This is a genomic window from Paraglaciecola aquimarina (assembly GCF_032464635.1).
Taxonomy (GTDB): domain Bacteria; phylum Pseudomonadota; class Gammaproteobacteria; order Enterobacterales; family Alteromonadaceae; genus Paraglaciecola; species Paraglaciecola aquimarina.
Genome location: NZ_JAWDIO010000001.1, coordinates 37,083 through 57,915 on the forward strand (window position 1 = coordinate 37,083; position 20,833 = coordinate 57,915).

At 41.5% G+C, this 20,833-nt stretch carries 10 protein-coding genes and 4 pseudogenes; 8 read left to right on the forward strand and 6 right to left on the reverse strand.

Annotation, left to right across the window (positions count from 1 at the left end; genetic code table 11):
* Positions 1-101: 101 nt before the first annotated feature.
* The 4 genes and pseudogenes from RS130_RS00205 to RS130_RS23630 all read right to left on the reverse strand — a co-directional run.
* Positions 102-2,743 (reverse strand): annotated as a pseudogene (locus RS130_RS00205) (glycosyl hydrolase); the annotation flags it as partial.
* 20 nt (positions 2,744-2,763) lie between these two features.
* The gene (locus tag RS130_RS00210; protein WP_316024251.1) at positions 2,764-3,078 is read right to left on the reverse strand and encodes a glycosylhydrolase-like jelly roll fold domain-containing protein; all 315 of its coding nucleotides are present in this window, start codon (positions 3,076-3,078) and stop codon (positions 2,764-2,766) included.
* Positions 3,029-3,286 carry a glycosylhydrolase-like jelly roll fold domain-containing protein gene (locus RS130_RS00215; protein WP_316024252.1) on the reverse strand — a complete coding sequence of 86 codons (258 nt, stop codon included), beginning with the start codon at positions 3,284-3,286 and terminating at the stop codon, positions 3,029-3,031. The genes RS130_RS00210 and RS130_RS00215 overlap by 50 nt, the downstream gene beginning before the upstream one ends.
* Positions 3,246-6,187 (reverse strand): annotated as a pseudogene (locus RS130_RS23630) (glycosyl hydrolase). Before RS130_RS23630 ends, RS130_RS00215 begins: the two are co-directional and overlap by 41 nt.
* A gap of 271 nt (positions 6,188-6,458) precedes the next feature.
* Here RS130_RS23630 and RS130_RS00230 point away from each other — a divergent pair.
* The 8 genes and pseudogenes from RS130_RS00230 to RS130_RS23485 all read left to right on the forward strand — a co-directional run bounded on the left by RS130_RS00230 (position 6,459) and on the right by RS130_RS23485 (position 15,226).
* On the forward strand, positions 6,459-8,159 hold the full coding sequence (locus RS130_RS00230) for a hypothetical protein (RefSeq protein ID WP_316024254.1): 1,701 nt from the start codon (positions 6,459-6,461) through the stop codon (positions 8,157-8,159).
* Between the two features lie 56 nt (positions 8,160-8,215).
* The gene (locus RS130_RS00235) at positions 8,216-8,584 is read left to right on the forward strand and encodes a hypothetical protein (RefSeq protein ID WP_316024255.1); all 369 of its coding nucleotides are present in this window, start codon (positions 8,216-8,218) and stop codon (positions 8,582-8,584) included.
* A 41-nt stretch (positions 8,585-8,625) separates the two neighbouring features.
* Positions 8,626-10,782 carry an endo-acting ulvan lysase-like protein gene (locus tag RS130_RS00240; protein WP_316024256.1) on the forward strand — a complete coding sequence of 719 codons (2,157 nt, stop codon included), beginning with the start codon at positions 8,626-8,628 and terminating at the stop codon, positions 10,780-10,782.
* Between the two features lie 46 nt (positions 10,783-10,828).
* Complete coding sequence (locus RS130_RS00245; RefSeq protein WP_316024257.1) at positions 10,829-11,935, forward strand: tetratricopeptide repeat protein; 1,107 nt, start codon at positions 10,829-10,831, stop codon at positions 11,933-11,935.
* 178 nt (positions 11,936-12,113) lie between these two features.
* Positions 12,114-12,266, forward strand: a complete 153-nt coding sequence (locus tag RS130_RS00250; RefSeq protein WP_316024258.1) for a hypothetical protein — start codon at positions 12,114-12,116, stop codon at positions 12,264-12,266.
* A gap of 249 nt (positions 12,267-12,515) precedes the next feature.
* Positions 12,516-12,800, forward strand: a pseudogene (locus tag RS130_RS24050) (glycoside hydrolase family 78 protein); the annotation flags it as partial.
* 83 nt (positions 12,801-12,883) lie between these two features.
* Positions 12,884-14,857 (forward strand): annotated as a pseudogene (locus RS130_RS23480) (family 78 glycoside hydrolase catalytic domain); the annotation flags it as partial.
* 3 nt (positions 14,858-14,860) lie between these two features.
* The gene (locus RS130_RS23485) at positions 14,861-15,226 is read left to right on the forward strand and encodes an alpha-L-rhamnosidase C-terminal domain-containing protein (RefSeq protein ID WP_346433318.1); all 366 of its coding nucleotides are present in this window, start codon (positions 14,861-14,863) and stop codon (positions 15,224-15,226) included.
* Positions 15,227-15,301: 75 nt separating this feature from the next.
* Here RS130_RS23485 and RS130_RS00265 read toward each other — a convergent pair whose 3' ends face one another.
* Together RS130_RS00265 and RS130_RS00270 are read right to left on the reverse strand one after the other, a co-directional pair.
* On the reverse strand, positions 15,302-16,744 hold the full coding sequence (locus RS130_RS00265) for a sulfatase family protein (protein WP_316024259.1): 1,443 nt from the start codon (positions 16,742-16,744) through the stop codon (positions 15,302-15,304).
* 288 nt (positions 16,745-17,032) lie between these two features.
* The gene (locus RS130_RS00270; protein ID WP_316024260.1) at positions 17,033-20,764 is read right to left on the reverse strand and encodes a glycosyl hydrolase; all 3,732 of its coding nucleotides are present in this window, start codon (positions 20,762-20,764) and stop codon (positions 17,033-17,035) included.
* Between the last annotated feature and the right edge of the window lie 69 nt (positions 20,765-20,833).

Here is a 20,833-nt window from a genome sequence, read left to right on the forward strand (position 1 = left end):
AGGGCCACACGAGTGTGAGTGGCATCCGTTTCAAAAGCGCCAAGTTGTACGGTATTGCCTGTTTGTGGATCCCAAAGTTCAGGAATTTTACCAACAAGGTTAAATTTAGCCTCTATCAAACGAGGCTGATCACTTTCATTGAAAATAAAGTAAATGTCATGCGTCGCACTTTTACGGTGAGTAAAATAGAAGTGTTTTAGTCCTTTTATACTTAAGTCTCGTACAAAGTTTTGTTCAGCATAAATTTTATCCCAATCAAGTAAAGTATCTTCAGCTACAGAATGATCCGGAATGACTCCTGCGTGACCTTGTGTGGTTTTTGGATTAAAAGGCATGTTGTAAGTTGTAGGTTGTGACCAAATAAAAGCCACCATTTCTGCAAATTGGTCTTGTTGCGCTTGAGTGTTAAAACGTCCTGCTAGTTGCTCGATTGGCGCGCCTATAATCACCGCTCCTTGTTTGGCTAATTCATGTATTTTTGTTACCGAATTAAAGCTCAAGGTTTTATGGTTGTTTAATACTAATACCTTGTACTGCGCCCCGTGAGGTAAGGTTAATTTGCGGTTTTGTACTTCGAGCTTGTGTAACATTTCGGTATTTAAACAATCATAATTAATAGAAATGGGCACGACTGAACTTAGGGGATCTTTTTCAGGGCATATGGTGGGGGTCGCATCACCTAAATACCACAGAATGTCGGCCACAGCATGGCCTTCTCGTAACAGGTGTTGGCCACGGGTAATATATTCAAACCATGCTTTACCTGCACCGTGCCACCAAGGTTGAGTACGGTCAAAATGCGCCCCCATTTATTCATGGTCATACCGGGCATAACGTGGGTGTTGGCCTGGTGTGCAAAGCGATGAAATACGTGTTGATTCACACCTAAGGTCCAACTTTTATCGCTGTCGATCTTGCCAAGTGAGGGGTTGAATAACCAATTGTTTTGTGGAAATTGGGTAAAGGCTTCTGCTGAAACCAGTGGCTTATTGTATAGGTTAGCGGCCGATGCCGACGCCGATATTCTAAAATTGTTCGTGTCTAACCAAAATTCACCCATTGGCAGGTCGGCTTTTTTGGCCACATCCAGTTCATTGAACGGCCCTGAACCATAGGGTTCAAGATAGGTTTGAATACCATCTTGATGGGCAAGTTCTGTAAAGTAGCCATAGTAGTTTTCGGTGATCAATTGGTTATTAAAGTCTCGCGTATCCCATAATACTTGTTCAGAAGTCTGTGCTGAATCAACGAACTTACCTGCAAATAAAGGTAAGTAAGGCACTAAGTCATAGCCATACTCTGTTTGGAACAGTTTTTCGTAATCGTGTGTCCAGTTTTGAGCACCTACTTCATAGCTATCTATTTCTAGGCTATGTAAGGCATTAGGCGCCACTTCTTTTATTTTATTGATCACATTAGTGACGTAATTATCGTAATGCAGTTTAAAGGCTGGTTTACTAAATTTATCTACCTCTAATCCTGTGCCTTCTTTTGAAGCTGGAATATTGACTGCGCCTGTGGTGGTGTAACCAAAACGCATAATAGTCCATTTACCTTCGGGTAGAGTGGTATCTAATTGACCATTTTTATCTAAATGTGCGGTTAAATTACGAATATTTTTGCTTTGTATGGTCAACCTCTCTGGAGCTAACCCTATAGCTTTAAACTCTTGATAATCAGTGCGGCTAGCCGAAGTACGACCGGTATAATTATCCATAGTTGGCGTCGAAGATAATCGCAATTCAATCAAGTTGATTGCTTTGTGCGTAACGATACGAAAATATTTGGCGGTATAACCTACAAACGCTTCATCAATACCATAAATATTTTTGCCTGGGCGTCTTAGGGTGAACTCTTTCACTTTGGTAAAGTTTTGCCCATCGTCAGAGATATGTAATGACAACTCAGTGCCTCGCCCTTCATATATAAGTAAGTCTGCTAAACGTAAGGTATAGGGTTCTTGGTAAGCGATTTGCAGCCAAGCGTTTTCCCCTTCAGAAGGCATAAGTTGGCTGTGATCACTGACATCGTTATTGCTAATGATACTTGGGTCAAAGTTAGGATCGGAAGATGTTATTACTGGTTTACGTGTTGCATCGTCTATTTCAGTATCGAGGGCCGGATAAGCAATAATGGCCACATCTTGGTAATAATTTAGTAATGTTTGAGGTTGTGCCAAAGCTAGATTTATTTTACCACCATCGACCACTACTTCGCTGAAGGTCAGTCGTTTCATTGAATGTTCAGGCGTAACCCAAGGGCCGCCACTTGATGTCCAGCCATCGCAGTTGTGCATACCAAAGGTTAATCCAAGACGTTGAGATTCTTTGGCTAGATGGCCAATAAGATCTATGTGTTCGGTTGAATTAAATTTTACATTGCCCAGTGGAACGCCTTGCGTCACATTGAATAGCATAGTTCCGCCAATTCCTACATCAGCTATCGCTTCTAAGTCTTTGGTGAGACCAGCCGCCGACATATTGCCACTCATAGCATGTAACCAAGTTAGTGGTTTTGATGATGATGGCGGGTTAGCAAACTGGGCTTTAAGCTGGTCGGGCTCAGTGATTTTGCTGACCTGAGAAGTGTTTGAAGAAAAAGTACTTGATGAAGAAGATTGATCGCAGGCCGAGGTGAGCCCCAGCATGACTAGACATAAAATTATTGCCTGTTGTGAGCGCACTTTGACTGTGTCTTGTGTGTTGTTTAGTAACTGAATAAACATAGAAATCCTTGTTTTCATTTAGATTGATAACAAAATATTTAATGGCTTTTTATCAAGCGAACAGGCCCTAACAACCCTGACGACTGTAAGACTTTAGCTTTATCATTTTTGAAAAAGTTATAACCGGTAAAAGTGACACGTTCGCTCTTTGGCGGGCGTTGATTATTATTGATCCAAGGGACGGTATCGCCCGTCATGCTATAGCCACTGGTATCAGGTAAGGCTTCATCACCAATCAGGCGATTGACCCAAGTATTGGTGATATCAATTTGCAAAGTGTTATCGCCAACCTTGATAGCAGAGTTAATATCCAATGCATAAGGCGGTTTCCATAAGGTCGCGAGTTTTTTCACCGTTAACCGTGACTTCTGCGATTTGTTGTACTTTGCCTAAATCAAGATAGAGGGGGCGTTCTGCAACAATATCTTTGGCGGTTAAGTTGAAATTCTTACGATAGTGGGCTGTACCCGAATAATGTTTGATCCCTGTGTTTGCATGATTGGTCCAGTCATCTAATTGTTCAAATTGAACCTTTACAGGGCCTGCCCACTTTTTTATCAAACTCTACATTCCATGCACCTGTTAACTCGGTTATTGCGGTTTGATTGTTGGTGTTTTGCGTGCTCTTATTAGAAGTACTGGCTGTGTTTAAGTAGATGTCTTTCACCAGTTGGGAGTGTTTGCCGTTATATTCAGGGGGTTGATTGTCACGACGAATAAAAATAAAACGACTGGCATAAGGCTCAAGGTCTAAATCAAAGCTAATGCGATTGCCGCTGCGACGGAATTCTTTAACGGCCTCAATCGTTCCATCGGTATTATTCCAAATTTCAGGCATGCCATTTGAATTAACCCCGTCATCACGAATATCGACAGTGATTTGGCGAAACTCAGGTTTTTCACTATGGAAAAAATATAAGTCATTACCGGCTACTCTGCGTTTTGCAAACACTTCGATGGGTTGTTTATCTATCAATAAATCAGGCTCAAGTTTAAGCTGGGCAATGGTCTCTTCTAGGCTGTAATTACTGACCTGACCTTTGAGGTAGGTCTTGATGTTATTTGGAGTTTCTGGCCAAAGTTGGTCGGCAATTTGTTTAAATGCTGCCTGATTGGCCCATTCGCTGTAGCCAATTACTGATGTCGGTTTATTGCCAATGACGGTAGCGCCATCTGCTACCAGTGTTTGGATACGCTTTAAGGTGTTGTAATTTAAGTAATCAGTTTTTGTTAAATACAAGGCTTTGTAACGTGTACCTTCTGGCAGCACTAACCAGCCATCTTTTACGCTGATGCGATTAAGTAATACGTCGCTATTGACTAAGTCATAACCAAAACCTGCTGGAATTTTAGCAGAGCTATTACCTCTAACTGGCGCGACATCGCCAACATGCACTAAGAAGTCTGCATCAGGCACCCCTTGTTGTAATAAATACGAACCACGGGCTAAATATTTAAACCACTCGGTGCCACCGTTAGACCACCAAGTTTGAGTGCGATCGAAATGAGAGCCAATAGAGTCCATGGTCATCCCAGGTTTAACGTGATTATTGGGTTGATGAGCAAAACGATGGAACATGGTTTCGTTGATGCCTCTTGCCCACATATGGTCACCATGATGTTTATAGTAATAGGGATGGCCCTTCCAATTTACGGTATTTATGGAGGTAAATGACTCCGCCGAAATTATTTTTTTCCATAGACATGACCCGCAGAGATAGCGGCACTGGTGCGGCCATGATAAATTTTACGTTTATCAGCAAAAGGTGATTTGACCCAAAACTCACCCATTAAACGATCAGCTTTACCGCCTGAGGCCAATTCATCAAACGGCCCCCAGCCATATGGCTCAATATAAGACTCAAGACCATATTGATTGGTAAGGCGGGTGAACTCGCCAAAGTAGTTTTCAACCATTAAGTCTGACAAGTGCTGGCGAAACTCTTGCAAAACCGCTCCAGTGTGCTCAGACGACTCAATCACGCGGCCGGTCAATAACGGCAACCAAGGAATCAAGTCATAATTAAATTTCTCTCTAAAACTATGCTCGACACCTTGACTCCAGTTTTGACCACCTACTTCGTAACTATCAATTTCGCTCGTTTTTAATGATTCTATTCCCTTAGCTTTTACCTTTTTAAGCAATTTGCCGACAAATGCATCAAAGTGAAACTGCAGTACTTTGGCGTCAAATTTATCAACTTCTAAGCCTTCTCCTTCAACAGTGGCAGGCACGTTATACGCCCCTGTGCTGGTGTAACCAAAACGTAAAACACGCCAATCACCTTTGGGTAATTTTACTCCTTCATCAGGTAACTCCCCGCGATTTAATACTAAAACATCTTTTGCCTGGGTAATCGCTTCGGTGTTAATGCTAGGTGCAAGACTTAAACGCCCTCGCTCCATGGAATTCATTGAAAACCAGTGGTCAATTCTCGGTACCGACCATAGTTCGAAACGCTTCAGTGTTATCGGCTTATCAAACACTAAACGGAAATATCTAGCTTTAAAACCGTCGTTTTTATCATTAACTAGCTGTGGGCTAAATGCCCATAATCTGGCACCAGGACGAGGACGTCTTAGTTTTTCAACCACTGTGGTAAAATTTATGCCGTCATCTGAAACTTGAAGTGCAGCATCGCCATGGCGGTCGGGCGTCTCTATTTGTAGACTACGAAGCGAAGTTGCTTGTTCAACTTCAACTTGTACCCAGTAATTATTGTCTTTATTTTGTTTAAACGTCAGGACGCTGTCCCAGTCATTATCGGTGAGTATCTCGGCATTTAAGCTAGGATCTGAAACCGTCACCTTGGCATTGGCAAAAGCATTACTCCGGTTGTATTTATTCGCTGGCAGGGCAATTACCGCAACATCGCGATAATATTGCTCATAATATCCTAGTTGCGGTGGGATCACATTTTGGCCGCTGTCTTGGTTTACTTGCACGGCTTGTTCAGACCAAGTGATGCGTTTCATCGACATTTCTGGGGTAACCCATGGTCCACCACTTGAGGTCCAGCCATCTGAATTGTGCACGCCAAATTCAATATTGTTTTTATCCGCCTCAGCTGCGGCATGCACTAAGGTATCGATAAATTCTTCGGTATTAAATCGAACAGGCCCTCTTGATGAATAAGGCATGTTACGTCTATGTACATGGAAGAAAATTGCACCGCCAATACCAGCATCTGCCATGGCTTTAAAATCTTCGGTAAAACCGGGCTTACTTAAGTTGCCATTCATGGCATGCATCCACGTTTTAGGTAAATATTCCGACTCTGGAGAGGTAAAGCGTTGCGGCGAAATACTGTCTAACTCTGTACTTTCGTTTGCACTGGCGTTGGCACTTGCTAAGCAAGCCATAAGAAGTGCGGCAGTTGTTGAAACAGCTTGAATTTTAGTTTCCATATTATCACCGTGAAGTACTTTAGCTAATGTTGAGGTTATCCCCCACATCATCATGCTGGGTCGTATAGCCCTGACAAGTTATTGGGAGAACATCAGTACAAAATAACTAACGTCGACCTAATTAAGGAAGATGTATTAGACAACTCAACAAAACAATAACAATCACCCATAATCATTTACAATCAAATAATAGTCAAATATAATCTTTAACTAATTTAGTTATCCATCACTTGCTGATGTATGTACATGAAAACAAGTAGCAGATGTCGCTAGGAATCGATGTGGTTCAAAAATGTTTAGATGCTTCGTCAACAAAGGAAGATCCATGCAACATATCGCCCATGCTCAAGTTCTGAGCTCATTAGGTATTGGTAGAGCACTATTAGTAATTTTATTTTTTACAACTCTGGTATCTGCTTCGGTCAGCGCATCTGAGGGTACGAGTAAACAACAATACCTTAAGAAAAGGTCTGCATTAATTGCAAAGTACTCTACTAAGGATAGTACTTTTACCACCTTGCAAGCCCAAGTTACAGCCAATGACCTTACCAGCAGTGAATACTGGAGTTGGCGTATTGATCAATATTTATACGGTCAATACCCTGAGTTCCAAGCCATTTATAATGCTTATGCTCAGCACAAAACATTCCATCAACTTTATAATTTACCGCCCGAAGATCTTACGTTTAAGCAACAGCCGCCTAACACCCCGATATCTTCATCTGCAACGACTTTGCCACACGGTTATTTTACTGACAATCTGCCGGGTAACCCTCATAGAGGGCATCACTATGTCAAAAATGACAAGGTATACATTACCTATCAAGGACATTTGACCGATCCATATATTGCCAGTTTTGATCTTAAAGAGCACAGTTGGGAAGGTCCCCATAAAGCTGCTGAAAGTACCCTCTCAAAAGGCGGACGAAAAATCGATAGCCATGGTCGACCTATTATGGAGCAAGACAGTAAAGGACACTTTCATATTGTGTTTGGTGGGCATGGTGGTGAAAGAGAGGACGGGCTCAACCCTTATTCTATTGACACGCCTCATGCTGGCGGAAGAATGTTGCATGTGATGTCAGAAAAACCCCACGACCTCACCAATTTTGTGCAAGTCAACGACATTACTCCCTTTGCTTCTTATACCAAGAGTTACACTATGGCCAATGGTGATATTTACTTATTTACCCGCGCCGGTACTCATAAATCGCCTTGGGTATATTACAAAATGAAAAATGGGGAACAACGCTTTCAGCCCCCAGTCATCATTACTTGGCCAACACCACAAAAAGACGACCCGATTAAGGTTGATACTTTTTACATCACCCCGTTGAAAATCTCTGATACTGAGATTGCTATTAGTTCTCTATGGCACGAATGTAACTTCCATGAAGTTCACGATAAAACCACTTATAGCCGAATCAACGCTTACTACATGAAGCTTGATACAACAAACGATACTTTTTATAACGCTTATAACGAAGAGTTGCCCCTGCCTATTACTTTAGCCGTTGCGAATGCAAAGACCTTAGCCTTCGACTCAACCCAAAGAGAAGAAACGCCCTTTGGCACCCGACCACTCACATTGCCAGAGAAAACTCCTGCCCTAGCCTATGAAGCTCGCACTAAAAACTATAGAGAGTGGCGCATGGCGGTACTTAAAAATGGCCAATGGCAGCATAGCTTGCCGCTTCCGGGTACTGAAACACGCACAATAAAAGATCATAACAACCGTGTTATAGAGCAAGTGCTAGGTTTTGAAAAGCTTGAAAAAAACACAGCTGTTGTCGTTTATAAGAATCAACAAGACAAAACCGTTTTTGCCACCGTCAAAATGATCGACGATAAACAGGAAGACTGGCGAGTTAACGAAACCCATTTGAGCCTAGCTAACACCCGTATTCAGATGGAATCAGTAAAAAACAACAACGGCGAACCCGTTGCCGTAATCCTTAACGTTAAAAAAGGTACCGCTCAACGTTTGTATTTATGGAGCAACGGGCAATTTCACGGTAATCATTAAAAACCAATTCGATGTTGGCGCAAGCTAACTGCAACTCAATTATGTAAGGCATTAGCATGTTAATAGCAAAGAAGAACCCTTGGTTAAGTCGACTTAAAACCGTTTTAAATGTTAAAAATGCAATAATGCTCGGTGTATGCGCATTGGGTATTAGTACATTGAGTGTTGCCTCAGAAGTAGAACGGCCTTCGATTTGGGTTAAAAACTCAGACCGAGGAGCGATTTTGGAAAAGATTCAAAGCGAACAATGGGCAAAATCGCTATTCGAAGAGCTTAAAAAAAGAGCGGATTCCGTTGCAGTTGAAGGTAATAAAAAACGCCGTAGTTCCTTAGAAACATTACCCTTACTTTGGTTTGAAGATAAATCACTTCCCCTATTTTACCAACTTTCCGTCACAAAGATGGGGGCAGCAAAGAACAGTTAACTCAAGTCGTCAAAACGCTGCAAGACGGGGTTGATTGTGGTGTGTTGTATTATTTAACTGAAGAAACCAAATATGCCACCTGCGGTGCAGATATTTTATTTACTTATATAAATGCCCTTAAACAAATGAAAGTACATAAAGACGGGGCAATGAATTCAGGCTGGATGTTTCCTACCGATCATTTATATGAAGCTCGCGTAATTGGCGCTCAACTGCCCATTATTTATGATTTTATTTATCCTTATTTAGCCTCAGGTGGTCAAGTGTATGACTTAGCCTCAGCAAAACTAACAAACTTTGACTTCACTACCGCCCAAGGTGTCATTGGCACATATGTTTGGTTAGCACTAAACAAAGGTTTATTAGACTCAAACTGGCCAGTGTTAGAGTCATCAAGCTTAGTTCACAATATTTTAGCCCTTGACGACAAGCAACAGATCAAGAAGTTTATTCCTTACTACACCCATATCAACACCAAGAACCAAGCATCACTAAAAAAAGTGGCTGAGCATTTTGTTAATCAAGGCGACATATGGCCTGAGTCGTTCCAATACTCCCGCCATGTTGCTGGTTTTACTGTTTATTTAATGACACTACTAGATCGTTATGATCCGTCACTAAAATTAGGTGCAACGTACCCTAATATTCCAGGGGCCTTTACCTCCTATTACAATTTAGAATATCCAAATGACGAATCGCCTTTTATTGGCGATGGTCATCGTACTTATAAAATTGACTATGCCGATTTAGAAAACTCCTTGTTATTAGCCAAGTTAAATAACAACAAACAACAAGAGCAGTATTTTACCTCTTATTTGTCGTCTAGCATCAAAAACGGGCTGTATGATCGAGGTCATTTACATAGTCGCTCATATGGCGCTAGCCCATATTTTACGCCATTGCAGTTATTATGGTCGGTGAATAAAATTCAAAGTGAAACTGACATTGATGTAACACCAGAGCGCCCTCGCAGCCTGCGTTTAGAATTTGCTGGAATGAATATTCAGCGTAACATCAGTAAGATTAACCCAGTCAAAAACAGCTTAATGGCATTTGTTGCTGGCGGCTCTTATATTCATGGCCATGCTTCAGGAATGGACATGGAGCTATATGGTCAAGGTCATGTGCTTGGGGTTGATGGAGGTAAAGGTACTTACCGTACCGACATTCACGAAAACTACTACCGTTTGTTTGCCGCCCATAACACGGTTATTAGCAATGGGGCTTCTGCCTCAAAAAATGGCTGGATTAATTTAGGTATTAACCGAGTACAGTCGGAATTAATGGAACCTGCCGCGGGTGATGTTGGGGTTTCACCTAATCATTCATTTTCAACATCCTCGTTTTACGATGAGTATAATCTAGTGGCTCCGGCCCAACATGAACGAACGTTAGCATTAATTAAGCTTGATGACACTAAAGGTTATTACCTTGATATTTTCAGAGCAAAAAGTGACTTCCAAAATCAGTATCATGACTATGTTTACCATAACATTGGTGACCAACTTACCATCACTTCGAACAACCAGATGGTAGACTTGGTGGCAGATCACGATCGTTATCAAGCCTCGGCTAAATTAGCATGGATTACCACGGGACAACGAGGTTACAGGCATCCAGGTTGGCACTTTTTCGATGATGTAAAAACTAAAAGTCATGCAACAGAGCAATTTGAAGCCACCTTTACTGCAAGTAAATTAGGCGATAAAAGTATTTCAATGCGAGCTTTGATTCCTGCTGGCCTAAATATTGATATTAGCCATGTTAACGCGCCGAAAGCATACGGTGGTACTGCACCTTACAACTCCAAGCCCTTACCCACATTTTTATTACGTCATCAAGGAGAGGCATGGGATAACCCTTATGTCGTGGCTTACGAGTCAATCACTGAAGGGGAAAACTACGCAGTTCAAAACGTTGAACGTATTCTCGCCAATGGTATATTTAAAGGTGTAAAAGTGGGAGTTAAGCTCAATGGTAAATTATTAACCCAATATATTTTAGTCCAAGAAAATAGTGAAGATCGTTACCAAAGTCAAAAGTTAGGTATCAACTTTAAAGGACGTTTTGCCGTTATCACCCTTGATGACCAGCAACACCCAACCGAAATGTACTTAGGTGCAGGTAGTTATTTACATTATAACCAGCACAAATTAACGGCCAAGCCAGGGTCGAATAGCGCTTATATTGCGTATTGAGATCGGAAATATCGTGGTTAGATGAACTTTATTTTTAGGGATTAAAATGTCGAAATATACAATAGTGGCACTCATCATTATATGCGTGATGCATTCGAGTTGCTCTTTGGCTCCTGCTGCGGCAAATCGCTCTCAAAAAGCGTATGATTCAGGGGATTATAAAGAATCCTTAAGGTTAGCCAATAGGGCATTAACCACGTATGAATATTCTGCGGCAGGAGAAGCTAACCTTTGGATTTTGATTGTAGATAATTATATTCAGCTTGAGCAATACGCCAAGGCGTATGGCACGCTCCGTTATATTATAGAAGCCTACTCATATACCGAAACGTCTTATCGCGCTAAGTCACTACTACAGTCTTTAGATAAAATAAGTAAGCAAAAACCACAGATAAGATCGCCTAAAAATTCAACCGTGGCTGACTTTTCAGCCCAGTCATTAAATATCAATAAGACAATAGCGAGCCATTTATTGATCGGAAAATGGGATTTAACGACTTCTAATCTAATGAATGGCAACGGTGCATTGGCCCCCCGTATCGATAAGTATGAATTTAAGGCTAACGGAGAAGTATTGTTGGTTGATACTCTCAATCAATTTAATATGATTGGTTCTTACAAGGTAATTGATGAAAGTACAGTCACCTATTCATTTACCAATCCCCGCAATAGGCAGAAAAAAATTGATACAACCTTAAAGTTCTACTTAACAGAACACTCAGGTATCAATAAATTACAATTGATTTCTTACCAACATGTTTTCACTTATATACCCGCCAGTATACTCAAAAACGATGCGATCATCGGAACTTGGAAAGGAGTGACCCTTGACCGCAGCGGGAATTCAACTCCATATGAATTGGTGCTAAGTAAAAATGGTTTGTCTGATGGGTTCAACAACGGTAAGCGTACACATTATGGATACTATAGATATTGGTTTAATCCGCTATTGGGCAATACCTTACATTTATCCATGCAAATGCCATCTTATGGCAACTATGGCATTAGCAGTTATTCTGTCAATGTAGAAAATGGAGTGATGCTCATTAGTCCAATTGCAAATGAGCCTAATCAAAAAATAGTTACCATTAAGTTAACTAAAGTTGACGACAATGACTCAGCAGAAAAATTATGGTTAAACAAAGGCCTTTAAATTAGAGACCGTCCATACCATGCAGCCGATCACACTAGAAGGCAAACCTATTGATTGTTTGTTAAACAATCCGCTATTCGATATGAGGCAAGGAAAGTTACTTTCTACTACAACAGCGCTTATTTGAAGTTTTAAAATTCTTATTTGGAAAGCTTAAAAAATAAAGGATTTCTTGAAAATGTATAAACACACAATCGCTTTTACTGTTTTTTCACTGCTGAGTTTTGCTTGTGCTGAAAAAAATATAACTGCTAAAGCTGAAAATCAACATTATCCAGTTGGGGCAAGTGTTGCTGGTGATAAACCAATTGAACGTATTAAGCCGTTATAAAGTGAATCTTTTATATAGATGAAATCCGAATGTAGAGCATATTGATGCCGATTATTATGATGTAGCCCATGGATTTTTTTCTAAGTAGCCACTTAGTGGAATTTGTATTAGGCAACTAGGTGTTTAACAGACGTAAATTGATTATACGAAGTGCTGGAGTAATGAATGTTTACAAGAATAAGAAAAATAGCTAGCTTGAGCCTTTTAGGTTTACTTATTGTACTGTCGGCCTGTTCATTTACCGAGCAAATGCCAGATGTGGCCGCTCCCGTCGAATTGAAAGTCGGTGAGGGTTTTGTCAACCCTATTGGTTATTATGAACAAGCCCCTCGTTTTTCTTGGCAAATAGCGCCAACTGCTAAATCGCAATTTCAACAGGCATTTCAGATACAGGTCGCATCGTCTATGGCAAATCTCGCGGATGCCGACTTATGGGATAGTCAAAAGCAGGTCTCGTCGAACACATCTTGGATTAGGTACCAAGGCAAGCCTTTGCAATCTCGTCAACAAGTTTACTGGCGGGTGCGTGTTTGGGATGAACAAGGCAAGGTGTCAAACTGGAGTGTACCAGCATCTATCGAGTTGGGTTTGTTGGCAAATGCTGATTGGCAAGGTCAGTGGATCAGGCATCCTGAAACAGACGAAACCGTTACTTTTTATGTGACCGACAGCAAGACCAAATTGGTCACCCAAGTAACCAATAAGCACTATCGTCCGCAATATCTCAGAAAACAATTCGAGACCAATTCATCTATAACCAAAGCTAGGTTGTACATCACATCTAAAGGAGTATTTAACGCATATATCAACGGTCAAAAGGTATCTGAAGATGTCATGACACCGGGTTGGACCCCATACTTAAAACGCATCGAAACCTTAACCTATGATGTCACATCAATGTTGCGCTCAGGAGAAAACGTTTTGGCCGCAACCGTTGCTGAAGGCTGGCATACTGGGCGGATTCTGGCGCCGAAAAAAGAACAAGTAAAACCTTCTGCGTTATTGGCTCAACTAGAAATTGAATACGCTAACGGCTCGATGCAAACAGTTGTAAGTGACCAAAATTGGCAAGTTACTTTAAACGGTCCAATTCGAGAAGCCGGCAATTACGATGGTGAAACCTATGATGCAAATTATGAAATGCCGGGCTGGGATCAGGTTAATTTCCAAGCTTCGGATTGGCTTTCTGTGATAACCGATCCAATCGAGCCGCAAGTGGCGTTAGCGCCTAAGCGCCATCAGGCATCTAAGGTGAAGTTAACTTTGGATGCAATAGAAATTGTCAAGGTTGCCAACCCTCAATCTGGTGTGGTGGTATTTGATATGGGACAAAACATGTTAGGCGTGCCTGAGTTAACCTTGCCTGTGGTCGCAGGCCAAAAAGTCACAGTGCGATTTGCCGAAGCCTTACAAAAAATACCTTTTACACTAAAAATTTACGCAGCGCTAAGGCCACAGATTACTACATACCTGCCACCACCGGCACTATTAATTATGTGCCCACTTTTACCTTTCATGGTTATCGATTTGTGGAGGTATCAGGGTTCGATGCATCTAAAACACCAGATTTAACTTGGGTGAAAGGCCGTGTGCTGCATTCTGATTTTGAGGTGCATGCAAACTTTACTAGTTCACATAATAAGTTAAACAAATTGGCTGAAAACGTAGTGTGGGGCTTACGAGGTAACTTTTTGGATATCCCCACAGATTGCCCGCAACGTGACGAGCGTTTGGGCTGGACAGGAGATGCTCAAGTATTTGCTGCACCTTCTATGTATATGGCGGATGTTTATGGGTTTTGGTCTGCATGGCTGCAAACTGTTCGTGAAGAGCAAGCAGATAATGGCCGTATACCCAATTTTATTCCCACTAAACAAAGTCGCCATACCAAAGGGGTATCTTCTGGTTGGGGGGATGCTGTGGTAATCATTCCTTGGGAGACCTACTTGCTAACAGGAGACAAACAGATCCTCGAAGAAAACTATTCCATGATCCAAAACTGGTTAGGTTTTCATGCCTCAAAAGCGAACGACTACGTATCGACTATGGGGGGCTTTGGCGATTGGTTACAACCTTATACCAAAGGGGTTAATGGTCGCCCGACTCGCGGTGATACCCCAACTAAACTAATTTCTACCGCCTATTATGCTCATTCATTAAATTATGCGGTACAAATTGCCCAAACCTTAGGGCGTGATGAAGATGCTGAACATCATGCTAAAACCTTCGAAAAGGTTAAGCAGGCATTTCGCAATACCTTTTATGATGAACAAACAAAGGTCAAAAGTGAGGCAACCCAAACCAGCTATTTATTGCCTTTGGCCTTTGATTTATTTGAAGGTCTTGATCGAGTGAACGCCCAGCGTTATCTAGTAGAGGAAATTGAACAAGCAGACAATCATTTGCGTACAGGCTTTTTGGGGACTCCAATACTTGCACCTGTATTGCAAGAAATGGAGCGCAGTGATTTGATGTACGATTTATTATTTAAAGAAAGCTACCCGTCGTGGTTTTACTCGATTAATAATGGTGCAACTACTACATGGGAGCGCTGGGATTCTTATTCATTACAAGATGGTTTTAGTAAAGCATCGATGAATTCCCTTAATCATTATGCTTATGGTGCGGTAGCAAAGTGGTTCTATGAAGGCATCTTAGGTATCAACTCTGCGGTAGCAGGTTTTAGACAAATTGATATAAACCCTCAGTTTAATCAGCGTCTAAATCAAGCCAGTGGCAGTTATAACACACCCCATGGCGAGGTGAGTGTCGCCTGGACGATTAACCAAGGGCAGTTAGACATGCAGGTCACTCTTCCCAAAAACAGTCGAGGCAATTTTGTTTTAGGGCAAATAAAACACGGTAGTTTAATGATCAATGGCGAAAAGGTTGACGTAGAGCAAGGCCTGTTAAATCAAGAGCCTGACGATTACCAAATCACTGGGACTGTGATTTATTAGATTGCCTAAATACTGTTACTAAGTTCAAGTGAATTAGAATAAGGCCAATCAAAGCGATTGGCCTTATTAGTTGGCCTATTGCAATATTTTACGTTGCTTAACCGGATACCAATCGGTGAGTTTTTGCGATAAGCGCGCTACTATTTCTGGGTGTTGCTTGGCTAAGTTTACTTGTTCATGCTCGTCAGTTGATACCTTGTATAAACGTGGCCCTTGACGATCGACAGCGTGATGCTCCTGATAACTCTCGTTTACGCCATCGTAACTTAAAATAAGTTTCCAATCTCCCTCAATTACCCAGCGGTATAATAATGAAGATTCAATGTCGTTAATATCTGACATATCATGAGAGAAGCCTTCACCGTAGACTTCATTGCGATCAAGTGGTGTTTCATTCACCATGTTGGCAAATAAATTTTTACCCGGTAATCCCGCTGGTACTTCTACGCCAGCAGCGCCCAAAATAGTTGGAACAATATCGATACTACTAACTAATTCGGGACGCATTTGTGGCTTAAATTTGCTTGGTAGCGAGAACATGATCGGGGTACGGACACCACTTTCTGCTGGACTTTGTTTTGACAGCGGTAAAAAACGGTCTGTTTGTTTAGGGTTAGTTATCCAGCCATTATCAGAAACATAGACAATAAGCGTGTTGTCTTTTATGCCTTTTTGCTCAAGGTAATCGAACAATTCTCCGTTGGTTTCGTCAAACCATTCGATCATGGCGTAATATTTAGTGATAGGTAAGGCTAGGCCTTTGTTTGTGTATTTCTTTAAAATTCGTTCTGGCGGCGTGTGTGGTGTATGGGGCATAAATGGCGCGTACCAAGCTAAAAATGGTTTGCCTGCGGCAACTGCTTCATCAATAAAGTTTGTAACTGGTGCCACGCCTTTGCGTCCAATTTTTAAACCGACATCTCCATGGCGTCCTTGAGGATGATTACCAAAACCTTGGGTCATACCTTGACCGAAACCGCCACGCTTAAAGCTACCTTCCCACCATTTACCTGATTGATGTGAAACATAGCCTTTTGCTCTTAATAATTCCGGTAAAGTATCTAATTTATCTACTTTACTGATGATCTGTTTGCGTAATTGCGCGTATTTTTCACCCTTTTTACCGCCGAGTACTTTTTTGGAAGGACCGTTACCGGTAATGCCGTGTTGAGAGGCATATAAACCCGTTGCTATGGTGGCTAGCGAAGGGCGGCAAAGTGACGTAGGTACATAAGCACGTTTAAATGTGACGCCTTCATTGGCAAGTTTGTCGAGTGCTGGTGTTTTAACAATTTCGTGCCCCTTAAAACCATAATCATTCCAAACATGGTCGTCAGATAATATCAGTAAAATATTAGGCGGTGTTTCTTTGGCTACCGAAGGTACTGCCGCATCTGCGCTGGTTGAAAGTGATGAACAAGCTGACGTTAATGCAAGTACAGTCGTACATAAGGCGGTGGTCATTACTTTTTGCATATTGAACACTTTACTAAAAGCGTTCAGTATGTTTTTAATCATTGTTTTTCCTTTTGGTTAATTGCTTTAGTCTTTAAGCAGATCTTTAAAGTAAACTTGCTATAGACATCTATTTTCTTTGGATTATGTTGTGTCCTGATTTAACGATGATCTTATTGGCTTCTTTCGTTTCTCCGATCCAGATCGTGTCTTTGTTTGTTAATATTTGGCCGTTGATGCTGAGTTGATCGCCTAAGGCAGTTTTTTGTTGATTTTTCTAAATGGACATCAACATAATTATTTCTATTTTTAATACTCGTTATTAAATATTTTTTACTCACAAAACATGGCTTAAAACCTAAGTGCGTGGATAGGTCTAATCGATACTGGCCCAAGCAAACCTGACGGTTGTAATGGCGTTTGGGCTGACAATTTAGTGGTAAAGGTTACGTCGGTATTAAAGTTTTTAACCGCTTTACTATCTGGGAATTTTTCTGGGTATTTTAAATCTCCGACCATACGGTTTAACCAAGTGGTTGCTACTTCTACGGTTAATGTATTGTTGCCAAATTGCGCAGCGTCGGTGATATCAACCGTTAACGGTCGGCTCCATAACTCACCTAAATCTTTACCATTGAGATTCACTCGTGCAATTACACCAACTTCACCTAAATCAAGCTCTAAGGTTTGATCATCGCTTAACATGTTTTCATCAAGACTAAATGTCGTTTGATAACTTATTTTGCCCGAATAATGTTGTAAGGCTTGGCTTGCTAACGTGGTTAACGACGTGAGCTGGTTTAAGGTAAGTGTGTTTGGCACATCGCGATTTTGTTCGAACCTTAATTGCCAAGGTTTGTTAAGTATTAGTGGCGTTGGGATATCATCGACCTTTAATGTACGTTTAACATTGTCAGTTGTTGTGACTTGATAAACGCCATTTTCGCTAACGTCAATCGTTGTCGTGCCATCTTGGTTAAACATCGATGGTAAAAACATGTTTTTTTGTTCTTTGTTAATACTTTTGATGCTGACTTTATGGCTAGCTTGTTCTGCCGTTGGTGATTTTTCAAAGACCAAAAAGCTCGACTCTAACCCTTCTAATGTCATCGGTGTTTGGATGCGGGTGTTGTTGTCGGTTAATTCAAACTGGGCAATATCAACAATGTCACCAGTCACTGCATTCCAACGTTGTGGCTGCATGTGTGCTGACGACGCAGCACTGCCAGTTGCATGGTTAATTCTAAAACTTGGATTGATATCAAGGCTTTGCTCTGATTGGTTGGCGATAAAATAAATATCATGAGTATCGCTGCTGCGATGACTCCAAATAACATCTTCTGGCAAGCCCTTTAAATCTGCTGGCGTGTTGATGGCAGATAAAACACTACTTAGCTCAGCACTTTTACTAGCAATGTAAAAAACCTGTCCTTTGCCGTAACTGGATTGGGTAACAGTTTCACCATCAATGTTTTGCCACAATGAATTTGCGGTCTGTCGGACGGTTTGATCAGCAATTGGGTAGTTTTCTAAACTCGGAGAATGTTGTGGTTTAGGTCCATAAATCGTTCCGCCTTGTTTAACCAGTTGCTGAATTTTAGTTAACACCGCTGGGCGCATGGCGGTTAAATTAGGTAACACCAATAATTTAAAACGCATGCCATCTGGCAAATGAAAATAACCATTTTTAACGGTTAACCGCTCTAAAATCACCTCAGCGTTTATGAAGTCGTAGGAATAGCCCTCAGGCACTGCTGGGTTAATTTCGCCTGTCATTTTCGGCGCATCTTCGCCAATAAAATACATAATGTCGGCAACATATTTACCTTGTTGCATCATGTAGTTAGCGCGTTTTATATAATCAAGCCAACTACCCATAAAATCAAACCACGTATTATTGCGATTAAACTCTGAGCCAAACCAAGCATTTACGCCGGGAAAACGGTCATCGTAAGCTTGGTGGATGTACACATGTAATAAGGTGTGATTTATCCCTTCAACAAATGACCAATCGCCACGCTTTTTGAAATTCCATGGGTGATTTTTAAAGCTGGTATCACGGCCCGAGGTAAAAGACTCTGACATCACGGTTTTTTGGCCGTAAATATGGGCCGCAGAGGAAGCGGCTTTGAGTTCTATTGCGCCTAAATTGCCACTGGCCCAAAATTCACCACTGACGATGTCAGCTTGGCCACCGTATTGTAAAAACTCAGCGGGAAAACCCCAATGACCATAGTTTTCTAACCACAGTTTTAACTCGTGCTGGTGGGCTCTTTCTCTAAGGCCTGCGGTATATTCGTAGGCAACACCATCGGCAACTAGTCGGCGAACATCCCATAAAAACCGCTCACTTTGTGCAACACTGTTAACAGCGCGGCCACTATAAACTGGTAAAAAAGGTACGGGATCGTATCCGTAACGTTGCTCAAACTTTTCAGCAAAACCGTCACTCCAGTTTTGTGCGCCTTTTTCGTAACTATCAACGACAGCATATTTTAACGCGGTGCGATCAGCTGCTGGCATGCTTTCAATAAACTTACCTATGTAAGCATCAAAATGAAATTGAGCAATTTCTTTACTGAGTTTGTCTATTTCTGGGCCGCGAGCGGGTCCACTTGATGGGCCGTTTTGTGTGCCAGTAGGTCGCATAAAATAACGCACAATTTTCCAATCGCCCGCAGGTGCTTGCCATGTTAAGTGTCCATCTTTGACATGTTTGGTGATATCTATCACTTCATCAGCGGCAACTAATAACGCCGGATCACTAACATCAGTCGACATTGGCCATTGGTAGGTATCAAATTTAGGCATCGGGTTGGGGAAAACTTTTGCAAGTTTTTTCTCGGCATAACGTTCCAGTTTGTAAGCCTTTGATAATACAATGTCTTTAAAGCCAACTTGGTCGGTTGGTTTGTCGCTACGCCAACGATGAAATCCATTAAAGGTTAAACGAAAATGTTTGGCATCAACCGCTGGAAAAGTGACGGTAATCGGCGCGTCATGATCTGGACCAATAGCTGCCATATCACGTGGACGTTGCATTTCGAAGGTTTTAATTTCTTCAAATACACCGGCCTTATTTTTAGCAGACAGGGTAACGGTTGTTTTTAAGGTTTTGTACGGATAAATCTCTAAGCTACGGGCTTGAAATGCTGTTGGATGCACTAAATCAATTTGCAGCTGGCCTCCACTGCGAGTTCCTTTACGTTGATGGTTAAGTACTTCTTGTGGCAAGTTATAAATAGTGCTGCGGTCGCCGTCAAACAGTGCGTCTACCGCTTGGTTTTTTAGCAAAGTATTTGTGATCGGATTACTAATACTAATTTCGCTATTGCTTGCTGTTAGTTTGTCTTGTTCATAAATTGGTGTTTTAAACGCGACAATGCGAACATCTTGATAAAAGTCTGCGCTGTTACTTTTTAGGCCTTTGACTTCTGGTGCATTTAACGCCATGTGAAGTTGCTTGGGGCCAACAACCTGATGTTCACTTGAGTCTAAATAACGCATTGATTTATCAAGTGTCACCCAAGGGCCTCCTGATTGACTCCAGCCGGGTGAGTTAAATAATCCAATGTCGATGTTGTACTCAGCTGCTTTTTTAATGGCAAAACGCACATGATCCCACCAAGGGGCACTTAAGGCTTTGACTTCGCCTTGTTCGTCTTTAAGGTGAATAATGCCAATAAGTGCAGTATTAATACCGGCTTTTTGCATCGCCGCTAAGTCTTTTTCAATCCCCGTTTTCGAAATGTGATCACTAACCCAATACCAATAAACCCAAGGGTTTACTTGCTCAGGCGGCGTCTTAAAATTGGCTTTTAATACCTCTGCAGGCGCTTGATAAAATTGTTCGGAATTTAAGCTTAATGCTAGTCTGCCTTTTTCTTTAAGCGGCTCAGCGCCAGAATCAGCTGTTGAAATTTCTTCAACGCCTGTGCAAGCAGACAAGATTAAAAAGCTCAGAGCGCAAATGGAAAAACGACCATGCTTTGAAAGAGCTCGCTTTGGTTGTTTCTTATCTTTAGGCGTTAAGGTTTCGTTAATCTGTTTTATCATCTTGAATGGATCTCTATTATTGACCATGCCGATGTTTATATCCCATCTACACTGTTATTATTAATTTGCTGAATACTCACAGGACCAATGAGTCCT